The organism is Cohnella mopanensis, assembly GCF_022352055.1.
Lineage (GTDB): Bacteria > Bacillota > Bacilli > Paenibacillales > Paenibacillaceae > Cohnella > Cohnella mopanensis.
The window spans coordinates 152,086-171,165 of the sequence record NZ_JAKRWM010000014.1 but is presented as its reverse complement, the minus strand read 5'-3'; the positions used below and the strand labels follow the sequence as shown (position 1 = coordinate 171,165).

At 50.5% G+C, this 19,080-nt stretch carries 15 protein-coding genes; 7 read left to right on the top strand and 8 right to left on the bottom strand.

The features are described 5' to 3' along the window. Positions 1–85: 85 nt before the first annotated feature. From L3D05_RS20090 to L3D05_RS20075, 4 genes are all read right to left on the bottom strand, one after another. Positions 86–1,408 carry an ABC transporter substrate-binding protein gene (locus tag L3D05_RS20090; protein WP_239618112.1) on the bottom strand — a complete coding sequence of 441 codons (1,323 nt, stop codon included), beginning with the start codon at positions 1,406–1,408 and terminating at the stop codon, positions 86–88. Continuing rightward, positions 1,405–2,889: a response regulator transcription factor gene (locus tag L3D05_RS20085; protein WP_239618111.1), complete on the bottom strand. Its 1,485-nt coding sequence runs from the start codon at positions 2,887–2,889 to the stop codon at positions 1,405–1,407. Before L3D05_RS20085 ends, L3D05_RS20090 begins: the two co-directional genes overlap by 4 nt. Before the next feature lie 3 nt (positions 2,890–2,892). Beyond that, complete coding sequence (locus L3D05_RS20080; protein ID WP_239618110.1) at positions 2,893–4,665, bottom strand: cache domain-containing sensor histidine kinase; 1,773 nt, start codon at positions 4,663–4,665, stop codon at positions 2,893–2,895. Positions 4,666–4,915: 250 nt separating this feature from the next. Beyond that, entirely contained in the window at positions 4,916–8,269 is a 3,354-nt protein-coding gene (locus tag L3D05_RS20075) for a glycoside hydrolase family 3 protein (RefSeq protein ID WP_239618109.1), read from the bottom strand. A 257-nt stretch (positions 8,270–8,526) separates the two neighbouring features. On the opposite strand from L3D05_RS20075, the gene L3D05_RS20070 reads away from it, so the two are divergent. Beyond that, a complete protein-coding gene (locus L3D05_RS20070) occupies positions 8,527–9,297 on the top strand; it encodes a 3'-5' exonuclease (RefSeq protein ID WP_239618108.1) in 771 nt (256 codons plus the stop codon). Positions 9,298–9,367: 70 nt separating this feature from the next. Here L3D05_RS20070 and L3D05_RS20065 read toward each other — a convergent pair whose 3' ends face one another. The 3 genes from L3D05_RS20065 to L3D05_RS20055 form a co-directional block, all read right to left on the bottom strand. Next, a complete protein-coding gene (locus L3D05_RS20065; protein WP_239618107.1) occupies positions 9,368–9,709 on the bottom strand; it encodes a DUF4190 domain-containing protein in 342 nt (113 codons plus the stop codon). Positions 9,710–9,811: 102 nt separating this feature from the next. Next, positions 9,812–10,147, bottom strand: coding sequence for a DUF4190 domain-containing protein (locus L3D05_RS20060; RefSeq protein WP_239618106.1), 336 nt, complete (start codon positions 10,145–10,147; stop codon positions 9,812–9,814). 97 nt (positions 10,148–10,244) lie between these two features. Next, the gene (locus tag L3D05_RS20055) at positions 10,245–10,856 is read right to left on the bottom strand and encodes a M15 family metallopeptidase (protein ID WP_439647965.1); all 612 of its coding nucleotides are present in this window, start codon (positions 10,854–10,856) and stop codon (positions 10,245–10,247) included. Between the two features lie 226 nt (positions 10,857–11,082). On the opposite strand from L3D05_RS20055, the gene fabV reads away from it, so the two are divergent. The 6 genes from fabV to L3D05_RS20025 all read left to right on the top strand — a co-directional run bounded on the left by fabV (position 11,083) and on the right by L3D05_RS20025 (position 18,065). Then, positions 11,083–12,273 (top strand): enoyl-ACP reductase FabV, encoded by a 1,191-nt coding sequence (fabV, locus tag L3D05_RS20050; protein WP_239618105.1) that lies wholly within the window; start codon positions 11,083–11,085, stop codon positions 12,271–12,273. 158 nt (positions 12,274–12,431) lie between these two features. Next, positions 12,432–13,172 carry an MBL fold metallo-hydrolase gene (locus tag L3D05_RS20045; protein ID WP_239618104.1) on the top strand — a complete coding sequence of 247 codons (741 nt, stop codon included), beginning with the start codon at positions 12,432–12,434 and terminating at the stop codon, positions 13,170–13,172. Between the two features lie 23 nt (positions 13,173–13,195). Then, a complete protein-coding gene (locus L3D05_RS20040; RefSeq protein ID WP_239618103.1) occupies positions 13,196–14,287 on the top strand; it encodes an AbrB family transcriptional regulator in 1,092 nt (363 codons plus the stop codon). 133 nt (positions 14,288–14,420) lie between these two features. Continuing rightward, on the top strand, positions 14,421–14,708 hold the full coding sequence (locus L3D05_RS20035) for an STAS domain-containing protein (RefSeq protein ID WP_239618102.1): 288 nt from the start codon (positions 14,421–14,423) through the stop codon (positions 14,706–14,708). Between the two features lie 40 nt (positions 14,709–14,748). Continuing rightward, on the top strand, positions 14,749–16,827 hold the full coding sequence (locus L3D05_RS20030) for a bifunctional diguanylate cyclase/phosphodiesterase (RefSeq protein WP_239618101.1): 2,079 nt from the start codon (positions 14,749–14,751) through the stop codon (positions 16,825–16,827). A 5-nt stretch (positions 16,828–16,832) separates the two neighbouring features. After that, complete coding sequence (locus tag L3D05_RS20025) at positions 16,833–18,065, top strand: globin-coupled sensor protein (protein ID WP_239618100.1); 1,233 nt, start codon at positions 16,833–16,835, stop codon at positions 18,063–18,065. A gap of 97 nt (positions 18,066–18,162) precedes the next feature. Here L3D05_RS20025 and murI read toward each other — a convergent pair whose 3' ends face one another. Beyond that, positions 18,163–18,939, bottom strand: coding sequence for a glutamate racemase (murI, locus tag L3D05_RS20020; protein ID WP_239618099.1), 777 nt, complete (start codon positions 18,937–18,939; stop codon positions 18,163–18,165). Between the last annotated feature and the right edge of the window lie 141 nt (positions 18,940–19,080).

Genomic DNA, 19,080 nt, shown 5'->3' with positions numbered 1-19,080 from the left:
AAAGTCCATAAGGGAAAGGGCACTCCGAGGTATGGAGTGCCCTTTCTCTGTCTTGTGAGCTTATAGAGGCAATAATCACCGGCCTTCAGCGCCGATCCTCATCCATTTCCTGCTGCAATTCCTGCAAATATTGGCTAGGCGTATAATTACGGTTCGTGACGAGCAGTTGAGCGTTATCCCATGCCAGCAATTGCGCTCTCGTGCTGAACCGGGCTTCGAACCATAGCGCGCCCTTCTTCACGTGATTGATTTTGTCTTGAACCATCTTCGTCAAGGGAGACACATTCTCCGGCAAATTGTGCACGTTAAATCCGGTAACCATGCCTAGCTCTCCCATGGCGCGATCCCCGTACCTCTCGAAGACGAATTTCATCCATTTGCCCACTTCTTCGTTGTAAGCCGATTTGGAAAAAGAAGTGGTCAATCCTGCATTTACCGGATACTCATCGAGCGTCCCCAAGCCGTCCTGAACTAAGGGGATGCTGAAAAAGCCGATCTGATCCGCGCCGATTTTATTGCGAACGGGATCATTGAAATCCCGAAGCTGCCAGCTCCCCGTATATAACATCGCTGCCTTGCCCTTCAAGAACATATCGACGGATGTCCCTAGATCGATCGTGTTCACCAAAGGTCCGAAGTAACCGCTGAGGCCCATATTTTGCACGGTCTGTGCCGCCTCCAGAAAACCGGAGTCGGTCAATTTCAACTCGTTCTTATCGACCCGTTCCATCGCATCGGTTCCGTATTTGCGGATGGCGTAGGCATTAATCAGCCTTGTGATAGGCCATTTTTCCTTGCCTGCAACGGAAAAAGGCTGAATTCCCTCCCGCTGAAGCGTATGAGCGATTTGAAGCATCTCATTCCACGTTCTCGGCTCTTCCAAATGAAATTGGGACAAAATTTCTTTGTTGTACCAGAAGCCCTCGATGTTCATTTCAAGCGGCAGCGCATACAGTCCGGATTCATCCACATAAGCTTTCAGCAGATCAACGGCGGCGGGGTTTAGATTACTCATCATGCCGAGGTCGTTAAAAGTTGCCTCCAAATCAAGCGTGGCTTCGCTATCGATCATATCGAGCAAGGGTTTGCCCGATTGGTAATTAAACAATTGCGGCAGATCGTTGCTAGCGGCAAGAAGCTGCACTCTCTGCGTTAAGTCGCCCTCCGCTATGTTCTCGAGCTTGAACTGGACATTGGGATGCTCGATTTGATATTCCTTGGCTAATTCCCCAATGATCTTGGAGCTTCCCTCATTCTCCTTGATTGACGTCAAATAAAGAATCGTTGTCGTCTCCTCTTCGGGCCGGTTCTGCTCCGTCTTGGAGGGAGCGCCGCAAGAGGAGAGAATCGCGAGAATCAGGAACGCAAGCATCCAGCTACGAACGAACATCCCTTTCTTAGCGTTCATGCCCCTCCTCCCCTTGAGCGATATTGTCCCGGAGTCATGCCGGTTTGCTTCTTGAAAACTTCCGAAAAGTGGCGGGCATGGTAATAGCCGACCTTCTCGCTAATCTCATGGATAGTCGTCCCTTCGTTCAGGAGCTCCTTGGCCTTTTCCATGCGAACCTTGGTCAAGTACTTGATGTAGGATATGCCCATTTGCTCCTTGAACAACAGACTGAAATACGTTGCGTTCATCTCGACATGGTCCGCGACTTCCTGTTGGGTCAAATCGCGCCCGTAATGGTGGCTAATATACCGGATCGCCTTCTCCACGGCCGAATGCTTGGACCGCTGACGCACTCCGATAATCCAATCCATGATCGTCTCCATTTCATGACGAAGCCATGCCGCCATCTCGTCTTGCGTCTGCATGTTACGCAGCTCAAGCTGCGGCAGATAACCCGCCGGCTTGAGCTGCGCCGGATTATCTCCGGTCTCCTTAGCGACTTCCCATCCGTGGAGCACCATTTTCAACAATTCGATCTCGGCGACCTCGGGGTCCAGCCTCTCGTTCCTAAACTCCTCGAGATAGTTGTCCAACTTCTTCATTAGACCCTTCTTATCTCCAATCCTCATGTCGAACAGAACTTCTTCTTCCCTTTCCGAGAGATTGGGGTTCACCGCGTGATTATCTCCGAGATCCTCGAATCGAATCCAGCCTTTACCCTCTAAGTACTTGCCGTATCGAAGGGCTCTTGAAGCCTCCTTATAGCTCTTCGGAGCATCGGCCAAAGACGAGTATGTTCTGCCGGACCCGATAGCCGCACCGGACCAACATACCAATTCCTCCGTCCACGCTTGCGAAGACGAATCGAAATGGAACACCACGATAAGATTTTCGGAGCCGTTACGTATGGAAATTGTCCTATAAGGCTTAGAAGCCCCATTATCCAGATTGAACTCTTTATCGGAACAGGCCAGAACGGTGAGTCCGGCCAATCGGCTGACATCCGGGCCGAATTGTTCCGCCCAAGCCGCTTCAGCCTCGGCGCCTTGCAGCAACAGATCAAGGGTCGTCTTCTCAAGTAAGCCTTGCTGCCATTTCTGCTTCAACGAAGACACTTCATTAAGTTCGGTAAGCTTGTTAACCGCTTTTTGAATCCCTTCTCTGATTTTAGTAATGGTGACCGGTTTCTCTAAGTAATCAACCACGCCCAATTTGATCGCCCGTTTAACATATTCGAATTCGTTATAGCCGCTGAACACGATGCACATCGTATCCGGACTTTCCCTGCGGATGATTTCGATCAGTTGAAGACCATCCATACCCGGCATTCGAATATCCGTCATGACGATATCCGGTTTAAGCTGCCGGAATACTTCCAGCGCCGAGAGCCCGTCCGAGGCCGTTCCCGCTAGCTCCACTCCGTATTCCGACCAATCTATCAGCTTCTTCAACCCTTTGAGCACAATGAATTCATCGTCGAACACAACCGCCTTGAGCATTGCTTATCCCTCCTTTCTCTCATTGTAGGGAAACCGAAGTTCGATCGTTGTTCCCTCGTCCGGAGAGCTTTCAACCACGAACGAGCTATTCGGACCATAGTACAAGCGCAACCGTTCTCTTACGTTTTGCATGCCGTAGCCTTGTTCCGTCCGGGACAGATCCGCCATGCCTACCCCGTCGTCCAACACGGTGAACACAAGGAAATCGCCGTCTTTGCGGCCGGTCAACCGAATCGTTCCTGGGCCCACCTTAGGCTCGAGACCATGGTAGATGGCGTTCTCAACCAGCGGCTGCAGCAGAAGCTTCATCATCTCGAATTGCATGATGTCCTCGCTTACATCTTCGACATACAGAAACCGATTGTCATATCGCAAATTTTGGATAATCATATAGTGTTCGATATGCTTCAATTCCTTGAACACCGGGATCGTTTCCCTTCCTTTGTTCAGGCTGAGCTTGAAGCTCTCGGAAAGCGACAGGGCCATTTGCGCAATATCCGCTTTGTCCTCCAGCAAGGACATCCAATAGATAGAATCCAGCGTATTGTATAGGAAATGAGGTTTGATCTGGGCCTGAAGCGATCTAAGCTCCGCCTCCCGCTCCTTTAACTGCGAATGAAGAAGCCGCTCGCTCAACTGCTGATTCTCCAAGGTCACTTTCTGGAAGGTTTGGCCGATCACTCCGACTTCATCCGCCGTGAAGGATTCGTTCGGCTCGTTAGTCGGATTGCCCTTAGCCCAGTCTACGATCATTTTCTTTAACTGCAGCAAGGGGCGCGTTATGGTACCCGATACGAAGTAGGACACCAGTAAAGCAATTCCCGCGATCAGTGCCGCGATGAGCATCGTGACGGTACCGATACGATCGGATTGCTTCAGAAGCGCTTTGGTCTCCACGAAATGCACGAACATCCAGCCGCTCGTCGCGTTGCGGTATTGGCTATAGAGATAGCCGGATTTCTCGAATTGGGCCAACGTGGTCTCTAAGCTCGAACCCAATCCGACGTTGTTCGTCAGCTCCGGACGATGATCATAGACGACCACGGGCTCTTTGCCATCCGTGTCCAGCACGAGAAATCCGCTTTCATCGCTCTCGTTGACCGCCTGTCGAAAGATCGTCTTCCGAATATTGATGACCAGCAGGCCGATCATCTCTCCGCTTAGGTGGTTCGGATCCCTTAATAATTTGACGCTGGAGAAGGAGTTGCCCGATGACGATTCCTCCAGTACGTTATAGCCGAAAAATACCTCTTTGCCTTTGGCGGACAAGCTCCGGGCGTACCAATCCGTACTTGCGATCTGTTCACGGGTGTCGTCCGTTCCGTATTTGCCCGCCTGCTCCGATCGTCCGTAACAAACGGATTTGAAATTGCGGTCGAACAGACAAATGGAATCTATATTCTGAGTATCGAACAGATTGGATACGACGATGTTCTGCAGGCGGTTCGCCGTACGGACATTCAGCACCTCTTGGCTAGCGCCGTTGGCGCCTCCGCTCTGATAGAGCTCCTGCCTTAGCGGTTCGTTGGACAAAATAATCCGGTTCATATTAATAATATTCCGAAGCAGAAGATCCGCCATTTCGCTCGATGTTTTTAAGTGGCCCTGATTCGTTTGGATATGATTCTGTACGAGCGTATCCTTGGCGATATTAAAGGAGAAGTATCCCAGTACGAATAAGGGCGGAAGCGACACGAGAATCATAGCCGAGAGGAATCGGCTCCGAATTCGCGGCAGACGAATAAAATTGACAAAATCACGCATCCAATGGTTCATGACAATTCGCCCTTCGAATTCATTTCTTTCCAAACAAAATTCCCTAACCGGCCTGATCGTTTGTTAGGCAGATTAGGGAATCGTATCACCCGACAATCCGGATATCAATTCCTATTTTAGACCAATGGGCAGCCATTCATAAGTGCGGCATTTTTCTGATATTGTCCGATTTTTTTAGATTTGATCGATCAAGGGTACCTATACGCAACGAATCAAGGGACTGTAACAATCCCTTGATTCGTTCGACTGCTTATTTGATTTGGATACTGTCTACGCGAACATCGCCTTCTCGGAAAACCAAGAACAGATTCTGGTTCCCCTTCTTCGCCGATTTAAGCGGAACGGTAACCGCCTTGAAGCCGAGCTCTTGGACAGTTTGCCCGCCTCCGATTCCATAGGATACCGGAGAGGTCGAGCCAAAGCTAGCCGTCCCAAGCAACGTACCTGACGGGGACCCTGCCCGTAACTCGATTGTCCCGGTCGGATTCGTCGTCGCCACGCGCATTGTAATCGATTTGGCGCCGGTCAGATTCACTTTCGGAATTCCGACAAAATCACCTTTCGCCGTTGAAGTAACGGCATAATATTGTCCTTTATATTTCGCCGTTCTCGCTTTGGAAACCTCGGAGCCGATAACGCCCTTGCTCGCGAAGGTGTGTTCCCACACGTTCAATAATTGATTCCGTTTCAGCTCGGCGATAGAATCGCCTTTCACTTCTACGGCTTTGTTAAGCAGGATATCGCTAGAGGAACGGCCTACCATGACGTCATAGCTACCGGCTTCAACCGTATAATCTTGTTTATTGACGTCCCAGACCGCAAAATCCTTAGGATTGACCGTCAAGGTCACCGGAACCGATTGTCCTGGCTTAACGTTCTTGATTCTTTTAAATGCGGCTAGCTGTTTGATCGGAGCATAAGAACCGTAAGCGGAATTGCGTGCATGCACGTATAGCTGGACGACTTCGTCGCTCGTCATCTTACCCGTGTTGGTTACGGTGAACTTAACGTTAAAAGCCTTATCGGATTTAACTGTCGAAGATACATCCAACTTGCTGTACTTGAAGTCCGTGTAAGTGAGGCCGTAACCGAACTCGTAGGTCGGCTTCTCTTCCGAATACAGGTAAGTCAGTTTGGTTTGGATCGGATCCGAGATGGACATGTCGACGGTGTATGCCGGGTCAACCTTGCTCTGCTGCTCGGCCGACAATTTAGGAAGAGAACTCGTGTCTTGCAACCACGTGCCCGTCAAACGGCCAGCTGGCGCATAATCGCCGAACAGCGCCTCGGCCAGAGCTTTATTATCATATTGCCCGCCGTAAGAAGCATACAGAATAGCAGCCACATTCTTATCGTCCTGAATGTCCTGGACAGCCAGCGGATAGTTCGAGTTGATGACGACGATCGTCTTGCCGGGGAACTGTTCGGCAGCATTGTGTACAAGTTTCGCCTGATCTGTACCCAAAGCTAGGCTAGAACGATCGACGCCTTCTCCTGCTACGATTTTCGGGCCAGCTCCGACGACGACAATGGCGTAATCGTTCGAAGCCTTTAATACCGCGGCTTTTGTTCCCGGTTCTTCTAGGACAACTTCGGAGAACGCATACTCCTTAGCATCCTTAGCCGTTTTGAACTGATCTACTGTCGTGCCGGCAACGATAGCCTTGCTGTCGTTTACGGAAAAATAATAGCCTTCCGTCAACATGGAGTTTTGGAACGGGACGTTGCTAGAGAAACTCCAAGCCGGCAGGGCTCCCGTACGAATATTTTTCTGGCCGGAAGCATTCGTTTCATAGCTGAAGTAGGTCGGGAAATTGGTCGAGAACATATTCAGCGCAAAGCCGCCTCCCCAAGATTGGGACATCATATCTTCGCCGTCATTCTGAACCTTAGCTTTGTCGCTAGCCGAATCTTTATCGCCGCTCCCCGTCACCCAGCTATTATTGGCAAGCGATTTGAAGCTGTAAGCGCGATTGCCCCAGTCCAACACTTGGAAAGCCTCGTTCTCGCTTACGTATCCTTGCGATCCGGTTAAGGAATAGTATGTTTTATCCGTCCCTGCCACCGCAACCGGATCAGCCCCTGCAGTAAGCTGCTCGCCTTTGCCGGAAGCCGCCGTTACGAATTTACCGGTTTTCTCCGATTTCAAAGCGATCTTCTTAGCGCCCGCGTCGTAGGCCACTTGATCCTCGCCGATTAAATTCCGGATAGCGGCAAGCGGCGTCGTGCCTGAGCCGTCAATCTTCGGCGTTTCGGATGCATAGATATCCTTCAAGCGCGCATCCGCCAACTGCCCCATCACCGCTACCTTGGCGTTCTGGCTTAGAGGCAGTACGCTGCCCTCGTTCTTAAGCAAGACAAGTCCTTCGCGCGCGGCTTGCAGGGCAACTTGCTGATGGCTCGTCGTATTGAAGTCCACTTTATTTACATCAAGGGTTAGGCCAGAGTACGGGTAACCCGCCGGTAAACCTTGATCATTCTTGGCGTTGAAGTAGCCGACACGTACCCACAGTTCTATTTGAGGGCGCACCAAATCTTTAAGATGCTGGATCGTTACGCCATAGAGCTTCTTATTGACCGCGTTTTTGTAGTTGTCCGCCGTAGGGCTTCCCGCGGCCCCGGTCGCGCTGGAGTTATTCATATGCGAGCCGGCAAGCAGCATCAGTCCGGCAAGATGGTCGTTGTCGGGCACGTAGGATTTGTCGTAGCCGTTGCCGTATTGCGTAACCATCAACCCGTCGCCGTTAAAGTCGGATACGTTAAACAAAGAAAATGGAGCTTTACTCTCCGCTCTGATCAATTCGGGAGAGATGGCGCCGGGAACGCCGTTCATCGTCGCGTATGAGCTCATAACCCCTTGGATCGAGCCGCTCTCAATCGCCTTGGAGAAACCCGGCAATTGGTACTCGTTCAATCCGCGCACTCCCGTATAATAGTTGCCCGTGTTGCGGTTCCACTCCGAATTGTAGGTCATATAGTGCTTCGTTCCGAGCTGAACCTTCAAGTAAAAGGGATCATCCCCTACGATTCCACGCGCCAGCTTATCGGCCATGACGCTCGTGAGAAACGGATCTTCGGCAAACCCTTCCTCATAACGTCCGCTAAGCGGATTAATGCGAACGTCTGCCACTGCGGAGAACATGAGCGGATTTGCATTGTCGATTCCAACCTGGCTCCGTTTTTCATTTCCGAGTACGGTTCCGACCTGCTTCATCAGGTCCTGATTCCATGTTTGGCCCAGATGCATCGTCACCGGCATATCCGTTGCTACGCCATGCACGTTGTCCGAGCCTCCCACAGCGCCGGCAGGCAACCGGTAGCCGGTACCGTCCAAGGTCACGCGGGGCTCCGTCGCCGTTTTCTGCGCCGCATAATAAGCCAGATCATCGATATTCATGTGGTCTAGCACATCGTCCACAAAAGTCTTTAAGTCTTTGGAGTTTCCGCTGAATACGGGGGTTATGGGGGTTACGGAAGTCGACGTCTCCGCCCAGGCCGTACCAGGGGCGGAGATTGCGGGAACGACGGGAATGCTAAGGCACGCCGCTAACGCAAGATGAATGAAGCGTTTACCCCTTGTTCCTTTTGTAACTTTGAAAGTCATGTTTTGTTCCTCCCTGACTGTTCTTGGTCGGCAGAAGAATAACCGCAGCCAACAACATTACCTGTTTTAATTTGGAAACCATTAAGCTCCTATTTATCGTAAGCGCTTTCGGGATTCTTTATAAGACAGGCTTTTTTCTGATTCTTTCCTTATTTTTTGGGTAAACCTCCCTCCAACAACCTCCAAAACGATCTTTCGCTATTTGCCGGATTTTTGATAGAATGGAGCTTACGAGTTATAGAGCGGAGGTCAAGCAGTTGGACTACATCATTCTGGACATTGAATTCAACGGCCGAAAGTTTGCCAGCGATCTGCCGATGGAAGTCATTGAAATCGGAGCCGTGAGGTTGAATTCGTCATTGCGGCAAGTAGACGAGTTCTCCTCGCTCATTAAGCCGGTATATTACTCGAAGCTGAACAGCTTCATCAGGAAAAAGACAGGAATCCCTCAAGAAGATATTGACGTCGCCCCCGGATTTCCGAAGATCATCTCCGAATTCGCGGAGTGGCTTGACCGTAGCGAGTCTTATCTGCTCGTCACTTGGGGCGGGGAAGACTTAAAGCGGATCGTATTCGATACGAGGATGCATAAGCTTGACGATGCTCGTTGGATGGCCGATCCTTACTTCGACTTGCTGAAGGGTTATCTGCGTTATAAGAAGGTCACGAACGATGTGAGCGTAGAAGCGGCCCTCATCGATCTCGACATTGCGGCGGAAGGGTCGGCGCACCGGGCATTAGATGATGCGCGAATGACATCCGAGGTGTTTCGACGGGTATTCGGCGAATTGGATTTCGAACTCAAACAGCATTATAAAGATCAGTTCTCTAATTCCAAGGAACGCAGAATGGTTAAGAATGCTATTCGCTCCATGGTGTCACAGAAGAAAGTGCAGGAATGGGAAGCGTTCGTGGAAAGCTATCTATCCGCGAAAATCCCGTTAACGGACGAGAGGAAATTGGCGGAGTTGAAAGAGTATTACTCTTCCGAGGTCGCGAAAGCACGCCAGTCCAAATCGGGGAGCTAGTTTACTCTGAATATTAAAAAGGGCTGTCTCTCTTCGAGACAGCCCTTCTATATAAGATGAAATTCCAGCGCTATCCATAATTGTAGGTCGTGGCCGCACCATATAAAGTTATAGCTGCAATAACTACAATCAGGATAATTATCGCATAAATGGCCGTCCCCACGATTCCGCACACAAGCCCGGCAATCGCCATACCTCGTCCTTGCTCTTGATTTCTTTTGATTTCTTTAAACGAAATGGAAGCAAAAATGATTGCGACAATCCCGATAAGAAAGCCGACGTAGGGTAATACGATCGACAAGATGCCAAGCACCAGAGCAGCAATAGATTTTCCGTTTGTTTTGGGCGGCACGAATCGCTCCGGAGGCGGAGGCGAAAATCCGTACTGGGGTTCTTTAAAATTTTGATCCAAGGAAGATCCTCCTAATAATGTATAAGTAACCCCATTATACCTCATAACGCGCAACTCGGTAGACATTATTTGACAAATAAATCTCCCTCAACCCCTGCCGATCTACCTATTATTGAAAGCCTCCCAGAAGCTTGAGTTGAACGCAATGATAAATGCAATGATATTAATAAGCGAGTGAATCGACGTTCCGACGATTCCGCATACTAATCCAGCCTTCGCCAGTCCTCGACCCAGTTCCTGTCTCCGCTTAATATCTTTAAATGAGAAGGACGCGAATACGATCGCCGCTATTCCAATGAGAATCCCAAAATTAGGAATGATAATAGAAAATATTCCTAGTATCAAGGCAGCTATGGCTTTACCGTTCGTCTTGGGCGGTGGCGAATAGGGTTGTTGCGGCGGATATGGGTATTGCGTCTCTTTCATGTTATCTTCCACGGAATATCCTCCTAAGAATGTATGATTATGTCGATTATACTCCATTACGGAGAACGCGAACATCATAATTGCTTAGGAGGATCACCGCCTCAAAGGATTATTGCGCGCTCGCTGGCGGCCGCCAGCCCCGTTGAAGCTCGCCGATGGTATAACCGAAATCCATCTGCAGATGAGGATAATCGGGAAAGCTCGCCCAATCTCCTCCCCAACTGAATCCCAGCTTCTTGGCGATGGCCACGACTTCCATCCAATCCGACTTGCCGTTTCCGTTACCGTCGTATTCCAAATCCCAGATGACTTTACCCCCGGCGACGCCGAGCGCGAAATCGATGGCAAGACCGTAATTGTGAAACGATTGTCCTCCCTTCACCTGAGTAACGATCGCTCCTCCGTCGCTTCTTCCCTTTCGATATAAAGCATTCTGCTCTTCCAAGTTGCGGAAGCCATCGGTGATGACGACGCGAATGCCTATTTTGCGGCTTTCTTCTACTAGTTTATCTCTGTTCTTGGCAACAATCGGATTAAGCTCCGTCACGACCGGAATCTCCCGAAACCATCCTATCGGTAGCCAGCGCTTCAGCGCTCCTGTATCCGCCATGAAGTAAACAAGCAGTACGGCAAGTACCGCTAGCCCTAGTCCTATACGACGTTGACGGCTTGTCGGCCTAGGTCGGGATCGCACTGCGGCAACCTCTTGATTCGTATTCATTTTTACGCGTTTACCCTAGCCTTTCCTCTCCATTGGAGAATGATATCTATCAGAGCCTCTATCGTTTCTATTCATAGAATATCCATTCTTACAGATTCATATCCGTGTTTCCTCTAGGGTCAATTGTACAAGACATTATACTCGAGAACACAACGGAGTTTCCGTTTTGGCGAAAAATCGTTAAAATAGAAAACAGCAATCGAACTTAGAAGGGAATCAACGTACAATGATTATCAAACCTAGAACACGCGGTTTTATTTGCACGACCGCTCACCCGCAAGGCTGCGCTCTCCAAGTACAAGAGCAATTGGACTATGTCAAAGCTCAACCCGCACTGAAAGGCCCACGTAATGTCCTTGTTATTGGAGCATCCGCGGGATACGGCCTTGCCTCAAGAATCGTAGCGGCATTCGGCGCAGGCGCCAATACCGTGGGCATCTACCGCCAAGGCCAGCGTGCCGTAGATCGGCCGGCCTCTGCAGGCTGGTACAATTCGGCGGCATTCGAGAACGCGGCTCAGAAAGCCGGATTGAAATCGTATAGCGTTACCGGTGATGCTTTCACGGACGAGACGAAAGCTAAAGCGATTGACCTCATTCGCAAAGAGCTAGGACAAGTTGACCTAGTCGTATACAGCGTGGCTTCCCCGCGCCGGACGAATCCCCGGACTGGCGAGACGTCTAACTCGGTGCTCAAACCGATCGGACAGCCTTACACGAACAAAACGGTCAATTTCCATGACGGAGAAGTCAGTACGATCACCATAGAGCCGGCGACGGAAGCGGAAATCGGCGAGACGATCGACGTCATGGGTGGCGAGGACTGGCAAATGTGGATCGACGCGCTGCAACAAGGCGGCGTGCTAGCCGATGATGCCACCACGATCGCCTATTCCTATATCGGTTCGAAAATTACGCAGGACATTTACCGCGAAGGAACGATCGGACAGGCGAAGGATCACCTTGAAGCGACAGCCAAGCAATTGAATGAACAGCTAGGCGCAACGGGAGGCCGGGCTTACGTGACGGTAAGCAAAGCGCTGGTCACGCAATCAAGCTCGGCCATTCCGGTCGTGCCGCTATACATCTCCGCGCTATACAAGGTAATGAAGGAAAAGGAACTTCACGAGGGCTGCATCGAACAAACTTATCGATTGTTCGCCGATCGCCTCTATACTCCGTCAGGCGTACCGACGGACGAGGAAGGTCGCATCCGGATCGACGATTGGGAAATGCGGGAGGACGTTCAGCAGGAGGTCGCGAAAATCTGGGCCGAGCTGACGACGGACAATATTGAGCAATTGACGGATCTCGAAGGCTACCGCCGCGAATTTTTCCAACTGTTCGGCTTTGAAACGGACGGTGTCGATTATGAAGCGGACGTGGATCCGAACGTTAGCATTCCGAATTTAAGTTAATCCGATTAGGACATCATCAACGGCCGGGAACCCAACATAGGGTGACCCGGCTTCTTTATATAAGCGCTGATGCGAATTTGACTCGACCCACCCTGTAGGAGTATCGTAAATCCCGTTAGGGCATATCACTACCGAACGCTATTGGAGGATTGTGAAACATGAGAATCGCTCAAGGAATCGAAATGCTTGAATTAATCGCCTCATCGGGCGCAGCTACCTATCACCCTTCGGTATTATTCGATGACGCGTCCATCGTTCTCATCGATACGGGATTGCCCGGCAGCTTCGATATAATCATGAAGCTTCTCCAAGAAGCCGAGTTACCCGTTGACGCCAAACTCAATGCTATCGTGCTGACTCACCAGGATATCGACCATATCGGAGGCTTGCCGCAGTTCCTTAAAGAGGCAGACGGCAAACTCGAAATCTACGCCCACGAAGCGGATGCGCCATATATTAATGGAGATAAGCCGTTGATCAAGGTGCCTGAAGAACGGCTCCGCATGATCCTCGGCCAATTGCCGGACGCTATCGCACGGCAATACGAAGAAGTATTCTCCCCTTCCTCACCAAAGAACGTATCCCGAATTCTCTCCGATGGAGAAATTCTCCCCTTTGGAGGCGGAACGACCGTCATTCATACTCCGGGGCACACTCCGGGTCACGTTAGCCTCTATCATCGGCCAAGCAAAACTTTGATCGCGGGAGACGCCATGATCGTTCAAAATGGAGAACTTATGGGACCCAATCCGGCGTTTACTCCAGATCTTAGCCAAGCGTTCCGTTCTCTCAGAAAATTTGCCGATTACGATATCGAAACGGTCGTTTGCTTCCACGGCGGCTTCTATAACCATCGCGTAAACGAGCGAATCGCGGAATTGGCGGCGCAGGCCGACTGATGCACAAGCAACGATTAAGGCTCATGGCAGCCAACAAAAGCACGCAAATCGGTCTAACCTTGCTCATTGCGTTAGTATCCGGTTACTTATTCACTCTCTTGCGCATTCCGATCCCGTGGCTGCTAGGACCGATGATCGGAGTGTGGCTGACAAGCCGAAGCTCGGTTAAGCTCCAATGGCCCAGCTACTTCCAAAGCGCGGGACTTATTATCGTCGGTTATGCGATAGGCCTATCGTTTACGATCTCAACTCTTCAGGAAATCGCGCGCCAATTGCCGTCGATGGTTATTCTAACCTTACTGCTGCTTCTCCTCTGTTCGCTTATCGCTTTCGGCTTGTCCAAGCTGACGGGCATTCCTTTCCCGACGGCCTTAACGGGAAGCATTCCCGGTGGCCTTACGCAGATGATCGCGCTCGCGGAAGAGACCAAGGGGATCGACATCACGGTTGTCACCTTCCTGCAAGCTTCCCGATTAATGATCATCGTTGTGTCCGTACCGCTTCTGATTTTCAGCCCGCTGGTAGGCTCTGTGCCTTCCGCTGCACTTCCGGCATCGCCTCTTGTAACGGAAACCGCGGGTTGGGGGGAACTTTTCCCGTCCCTTATTCCTTATGCGATTGCTTGTACCGCATGCGCCGTAATCGGCAAGAAGGTCCGTTTCCCTACCGCATACTTGTTAGTCCCTATGCTTGTCGCGGCCGCGTTGCATCTGTCCGGGTTGCCCGGTCCCGTATTGCCCCCGACGTTCATAGCCGCAGCGCAATTAATGATCGGTTGTTATGTCGGTTTGCTGCTTAAGCCCGAGACCTTGCAGAACAAGCTGCGAATCGTTTCGCTTGCCGCCGCCAGCGGCGTTATTCTGGTCCTAGGAGCATGCGGTCTAAGCTACTTGATGACCAAGATGCACCCTGTCTCCGCCGCAACCTCGTTGCTAAGCTTATCGCCGGGAGGAATGGATCAAATGGGCATCATCGCGCATGAGATCGGAGCGAATGTCTCCATCGTCACGAGCTATCAGCTTTTCCGGACCTTTTTCATTTTTTTCGCGGTTCCGCCTTTGCTTAGAATACTCTTCAGAAAACTTGTCCCGGATACGGGTAAACTCGAACAATAAAGACGACAACGCCCATCAGGCCGACACTCCCCCACAGGGAATGTCGGCCTTCTGACGCTGTGAGGAATATCACAGATAAATATTGCCATCTACGGTATAGATAGGTATACACTCCATTCGGGGAGGCCCGTACATGTGCTATGAAATCAGGAGTATCGAAGAGCGAATAGAAATCGTGCTAACCGGGTCGATCGGGGTTAAAGAGGCCACCTCGATTCGCCAACAATTGTTCCCACTTATCCAACAAAAACTCGACTCGGTCACTTTTCATCTCGATGCCGTACCGGATATGGACAGCTCCGGCCTCGGTTTATTGCTGGCCGTACAGAAAATTTGCACTGATTTTCATACCACAGTTTCCTTTACGGGAATGCATGAACGGCTCAAAGAACGGCTAGAGATGGCCGGCATCTTATTTTGACAAGGACCCGCAAGGTCTAGCAACGGAGAGGGGCTCACACATGAATCGACATCCTGATACCCTTAGCGGCACAGAGATACATCCGAAACATCCGGCTTTACCCTACACGACGATATTTTATGAATCGCAGGAAGCCATCATGATTACGGATTGCTACTCAAAAATCATAAGCGTTAATCCCGCTTTCAGCACGATAACCGGGTACGAACCGTCGGAAGTCATAGGCCGAACCCCAAGCATGCTGAAATCCGGCTTGCAAGATGCGGAATTTTACGTGGAAATGTGGGCTTCCATCCATAAGGACGGACAGTGGCAAGGGGAGATTTGGAACCGCAGGAAGAACGGGGAGATCTATCCCGAATGGCTCACGATTCGTTCCGTTAACGATGACAATGGCTGCTTGCTGAATTACGTAGGGATGTTCACCGACATTACTCATCGCAAAAATACGATCTCCAAGCTTCGGCTTCATGCCCAGGTGTTCAGCAACGCTAGCGAAGGAATCATGATAACCGACAAGAGGCTGAAAATTCTGGCCGTCAATCAAGCTTTCACGACGATGACCGGGTATTCCGAACAAGAAGCCGTCGGGCATACGCCTGGACTGCTGAGCTCCGGGATTCAAAATCAATATTTCTACATTAAGATGTGGGAACGAATTCACTCTTACGGCATGTGGCAAGGGGAGATTTGGAACCGTAGGAAGAACGGAGACCTGTATCCGGAATGGCTGTCCATCTCAACCCTACGCGATGAGCAAGGGCATATTACGAATTACATCGGCATGTTCACCGACATCACGGAGCGCAAGCAGTCCGAAGAGCATCTGAAGTATTTAGCCCACTTCGATCCTTTGACGGGACTGCCTAACCGCACTTTACTATATGAACTAATGAACGAAGCTACGGCACAAGCCGCGCGAGGAAAACGGAACTTGGCGGTGTTATTCGTCGATCTCGACCGATTCAAAATGGTGAACGATTCCTTGGGCCACAGCATAGGCGACAAGCTGCTTCAGCAGGTTGCGGGTCGTCTAAGCGCAAGCGTAACCAAGAACGACATTGTTTCCCGGCTTGGTGGAGACGAATTCATTGTTGTCCTGCAAAACTTGCAAGAGCCCTCGGAAGCGATCACCACTGCCAAGCATATTATCTCCTGCATGAAGCGGCCTTTTCTTGTCGAGGACAACGAACTTTACCTTACCGCGAGCATTGGAATCTGCATGTGCCCGTCACACGGCAACGATTTCGATACTCTCGTTAAACATGCCGACTTGGCTATGTACGAAGCTAAGCTGAATAACAGCGGTCACCAGCTATTCAACGCAGGTATTATGGACACCTTCAAACGTAAGCTTGATTTGGAGAACGAGCTGCGGTGGGCAGCCTCCAAAGGGGAATTGCAGCTCCACTATCAGCCTCAGGTTCATGCCTCAACCGGCCGCATGGAAGGCATGGAGGCGCTTCTGCGTTGGAATCACCCTAGGTTAGGAACCGTTTCACCAAGCGAATTCATTCCCATCGCGGAAGAAACCGGAATCATAATGGATATTGGCAAATGGGTTTTGAAGGAGGTGTGCTCCCAATTAAGAGAATGGCAATCCGAATCCCTATTCGTTCCGGCGGTTGCCGTTAATCTATCCGCTAGACAGTTTATGGCGGCGGATTTGGTCTCTTCTATCCGCGATATCGTGTGCGGCACGCCTTGCAGCCCGCAGCAAATCGTCATTGAAATTACCGAAAGCAGCAGCATGAACGACATCGAATCGGTGCTGCCCATTCTGCATGAATTCAAATCGCTCGGCTTCCAAATCGCGATAGACGACTTCGGCAAAGGCTACTCCGCATTAGGTTATATGAAGCAGTTTCCCATTGATATTCTGAAGATCGATAAGAGTTTCGTCCAAGAATTGACTAGCGATTCGAAAAGCGCGGTCATTACGAAAGCGATTATCGATATGGCCCATGGCATGAATCTGAAAGTCATTGCGGAAGGCGTCGAGACGACGGAACAGCTGCAATATCTTCGGACAATGGACTGCGATATCGTGCAAGGCTATTTCATCGATCCGCCTATGCCCTCGGATAGGTTGGAATCCCTCTACTTATTAGGAGTGTAGCCCGTATGGCGTTTGAATTAGATCAGGATCTATTAATTAAGCAATTACAAATGATCGATCTAACGCAAGAGGATTTACGTAACGTCCATTCTCTCCAACCGCTCATTATCGAGCATATCGATGAAATTATCGAAACCTTCTACTCGACGATCTTAGAAGTGGCGGGTTTAAAGCAAATCATTACCGAGAACAGCACGGTCGACCGGCTTCGAACGACGCTGAAGCAACATGTCATTGAAATTTTCAGCGGGCATATCGACGACGAATACATACGGAAACGGTTGCGGATCGCCGAGGTCCACCAACGCATCGGCCTGGAATCCAAATGGTACATCGGCAGTTTTCAGAACTTGCAGAGCACCTTCCTGGATATCATTCATCGATACACTCCGGACAGCAAACAAAGTTTGATCTATAGCAAAGCCGTTACCAAGCTCCTGAACCTCGAGCAACAGCTCGTTATCGAAGCTTATGATAAGAAAAGCCTGGAGGAAAGGGAGAAGGTTCATGCTCAGGTTCGGGAAGAAGTCAAACACAAGATCGGCCTCGTCAGCCAAGAGTTGGCCGCGTTAACGGAGCAGACCAGCGCCTCGACCGAGCAGCTAATCGCCAGCAGTAACCAAGTGAACGAACTATTCCTCCATAATGCCGATCTCGCTCAAGTTTCCCGACAGCTCGCCGTCACAGGCTCCGATAAATTAAACGAGCTTGAACAGCAGATGGAGTCTATTCTAAAGCGGTCCTTGCAGATGGAGTCGTCTCTTGCCGAACTTATCCATTCTTCCGATCAGATGAGAACGATCGTACGCATCGTACAGGAAATAGCTTCCCAGACCCGGATCCTGTCTTTCAACGCCTCGATCGAAGCCGCAAGGGCCGGTTCTCACGGAGCCGGGTTCGCCGTCGTGGCGAACGAGGTCAAGAAGCTGTCCGAGGATACCGGCAAAGCCGTTAAACAAATCAGCGAGCTCATTCTCCTGTCCAATTCCCGCTCGCAAGAAGTCGTGAACTCCATCCATGAGGTTAAACAGCTCGTTCAATCCGGGCAGAGGCAATCCGAACAAACCGGAGAGGCATTCGACCGGATTCTGCTTGCGCTCGAGAGCAGCCTTGCCGAGATTAGCAAACTGCAAATCGAGTTAACCTCTCTCGTAAAAGCAATTGAAGAGGTCGGGAATGCAACGACAAAGGTGGCTAGCTCTGCCGAAGACCTGAACACGGTAACGCAAAATTTCTAATCGCAATTCCATAGCTACGAATGAGCCATTCCGATCATTCTTCGCAACCATATAAGGCCGCGAACGCTCCACGTGGGGAGATTTGCGGCCTTTCCGGTTATAGTTTATTCTCGCGGAGGAGAGTTAACGCTGTTTGCATTTTGTCGATATACGCCTGCTCTCCGCCGGTGCACATGAACTTGACCTTCCCGCTTCCCCTGCCCGATGCCACGCCATAACGACTGAGCAAAGCCGATAGCCTGCGGATCGTTCCTGCATTTCCGTTAACGATCTGAATGTGCGAAGGCAGTATTTCCTGTAGAATGTTTGTGTAGAACGGGTAGTGCGTGCAGCCCAGCACGACGATTCCGTAATCGTCGAGATCGTAACCGGACAGCTTCTCGCGGAAATAATCCCCCAGGACTTTCCTGTCGAACTGCAATGCTTCGCAAAATTGGACCAGCTCCGGCAAGGGCAGCGAATCCACGATTCCGCCGTCGTCCACGCGGGAGACGAGCGCATAATACTTCGGCATCTGCAACGTGAGAGCGGTCGCGAATACGAGCACTCTTTTGCCTGTTGCGCGATTCATCTCTACCGCCGGCTTAACGGCCGGCTCCATCCCGACGATCGGCAAGGAATACCGCTCTCGCAGTTCGTTAACCGCGATACTCGTAGCCGTATTGCAGGCCACTACCAAAGCTTCAAGGCCTTCGGCCATCATCTTCTCGACGGTGTCCATAATATACGATTTGACTTCATCTTCTGCTTTCGGTCCGTAGGGGACATGAAGCGTATCCGCCATATAGAGATAATCCTGCGCCGGGAGCCTTCGCAGCGACTCCTCCAACACGGTTAGTCCGCCAATGCCCGAGTCGAAAAATCCGATTGTCATATGTCATCTATTCCTATTAGAAGTAGTATTAGATATCCCAAGCGTAACCCTCTTTAAGGATAGCAGTTTTCGGGCAAAAAACAATCCGTCTTTCTATAAGATCGAGCAACTATGATACACTTGGAAAAAAGAGTCACAGAT

Coding starts and splice junctions, on each gene's coding strand:
- L3D05_RS20090 (WP_239618112.1), bottom strand. CDS start 1,408: ATGAACGCTAAGAAAGGGATGTTCGTTCGTAGCTGGATGCTTGCGTTC.
- L3D05_RS20085 (WP_239618111.1), bottom strand. CDS start 2,889: ATGCTCAAGGCGGTTGTGTTCGACGATGAATTCATTGTGCTCAAAGGG.
- L3D05_RS20080 (WP_239618110.1), bottom strand. CDS start 4,665: ATGAACCATTGGATGCGTGATTTTGTCAATTTTATTCGTCTGCCGCGA.
- L3D05_RS20075 (WP_239618109.1), bottom strand. CDS start 8,269: ATGACTTTCAAAGTTACAAAAGGAACAAGGGGTAAACGCTTCATTCAT.
- L3D05_RS20055 (WP_439647965.1), bottom strand. CDS start 10,856: ATGAATACGAATCAAGAGGTTGCCGCAGTGCGATCCCGACCTAGGCCG.
- fabV (WP_239618105.1), top strand. CDS start 11,083: ATGATTATCAAACCTAGAACACGCGGTTTTATTTGCACGACCGCTCAC.
- L3D05_RS20045 (WP_239618104.1), top strand. CDS start 12,432: ATGAGAATCGCTCAAGGAATCGAAATGCTTGAATTAATCGCCTCATCG.
- L3D05_RS20040 (WP_239618103.1), top strand. CDS start 13,196: ATGGCAGCCAACAAAAGCACGCAAATCGGTCTAACCTTGCTCATTGCG.
- L3D05_RS20035 (WP_239618102.1), top strand. CDS start 14,421: ATGTGCTATGAAATCAGGAGTATCGAAGAGCGAATAGAAATCGTGCTA.
- L3D05_RS20030 (WP_239618101.1), top strand. CDS start 14,749: ATGAATCGACATCCTGATACCCTTAGCGGCACAGAGATACATCCGAAA.
- L3D05_RS20025 (WP_239618100.1), top strand. CDS start 16,833: ATGGCGTTTGAATTAGATCAGGATCTATTAATTAAGCAATTACAAATG.
- murI (WP_239618099.1), bottom strand. CDS start 18,939: ATGACAATCGGATTTTTCGACTCGGGCATTGGCGGACTAACCGTGTTG.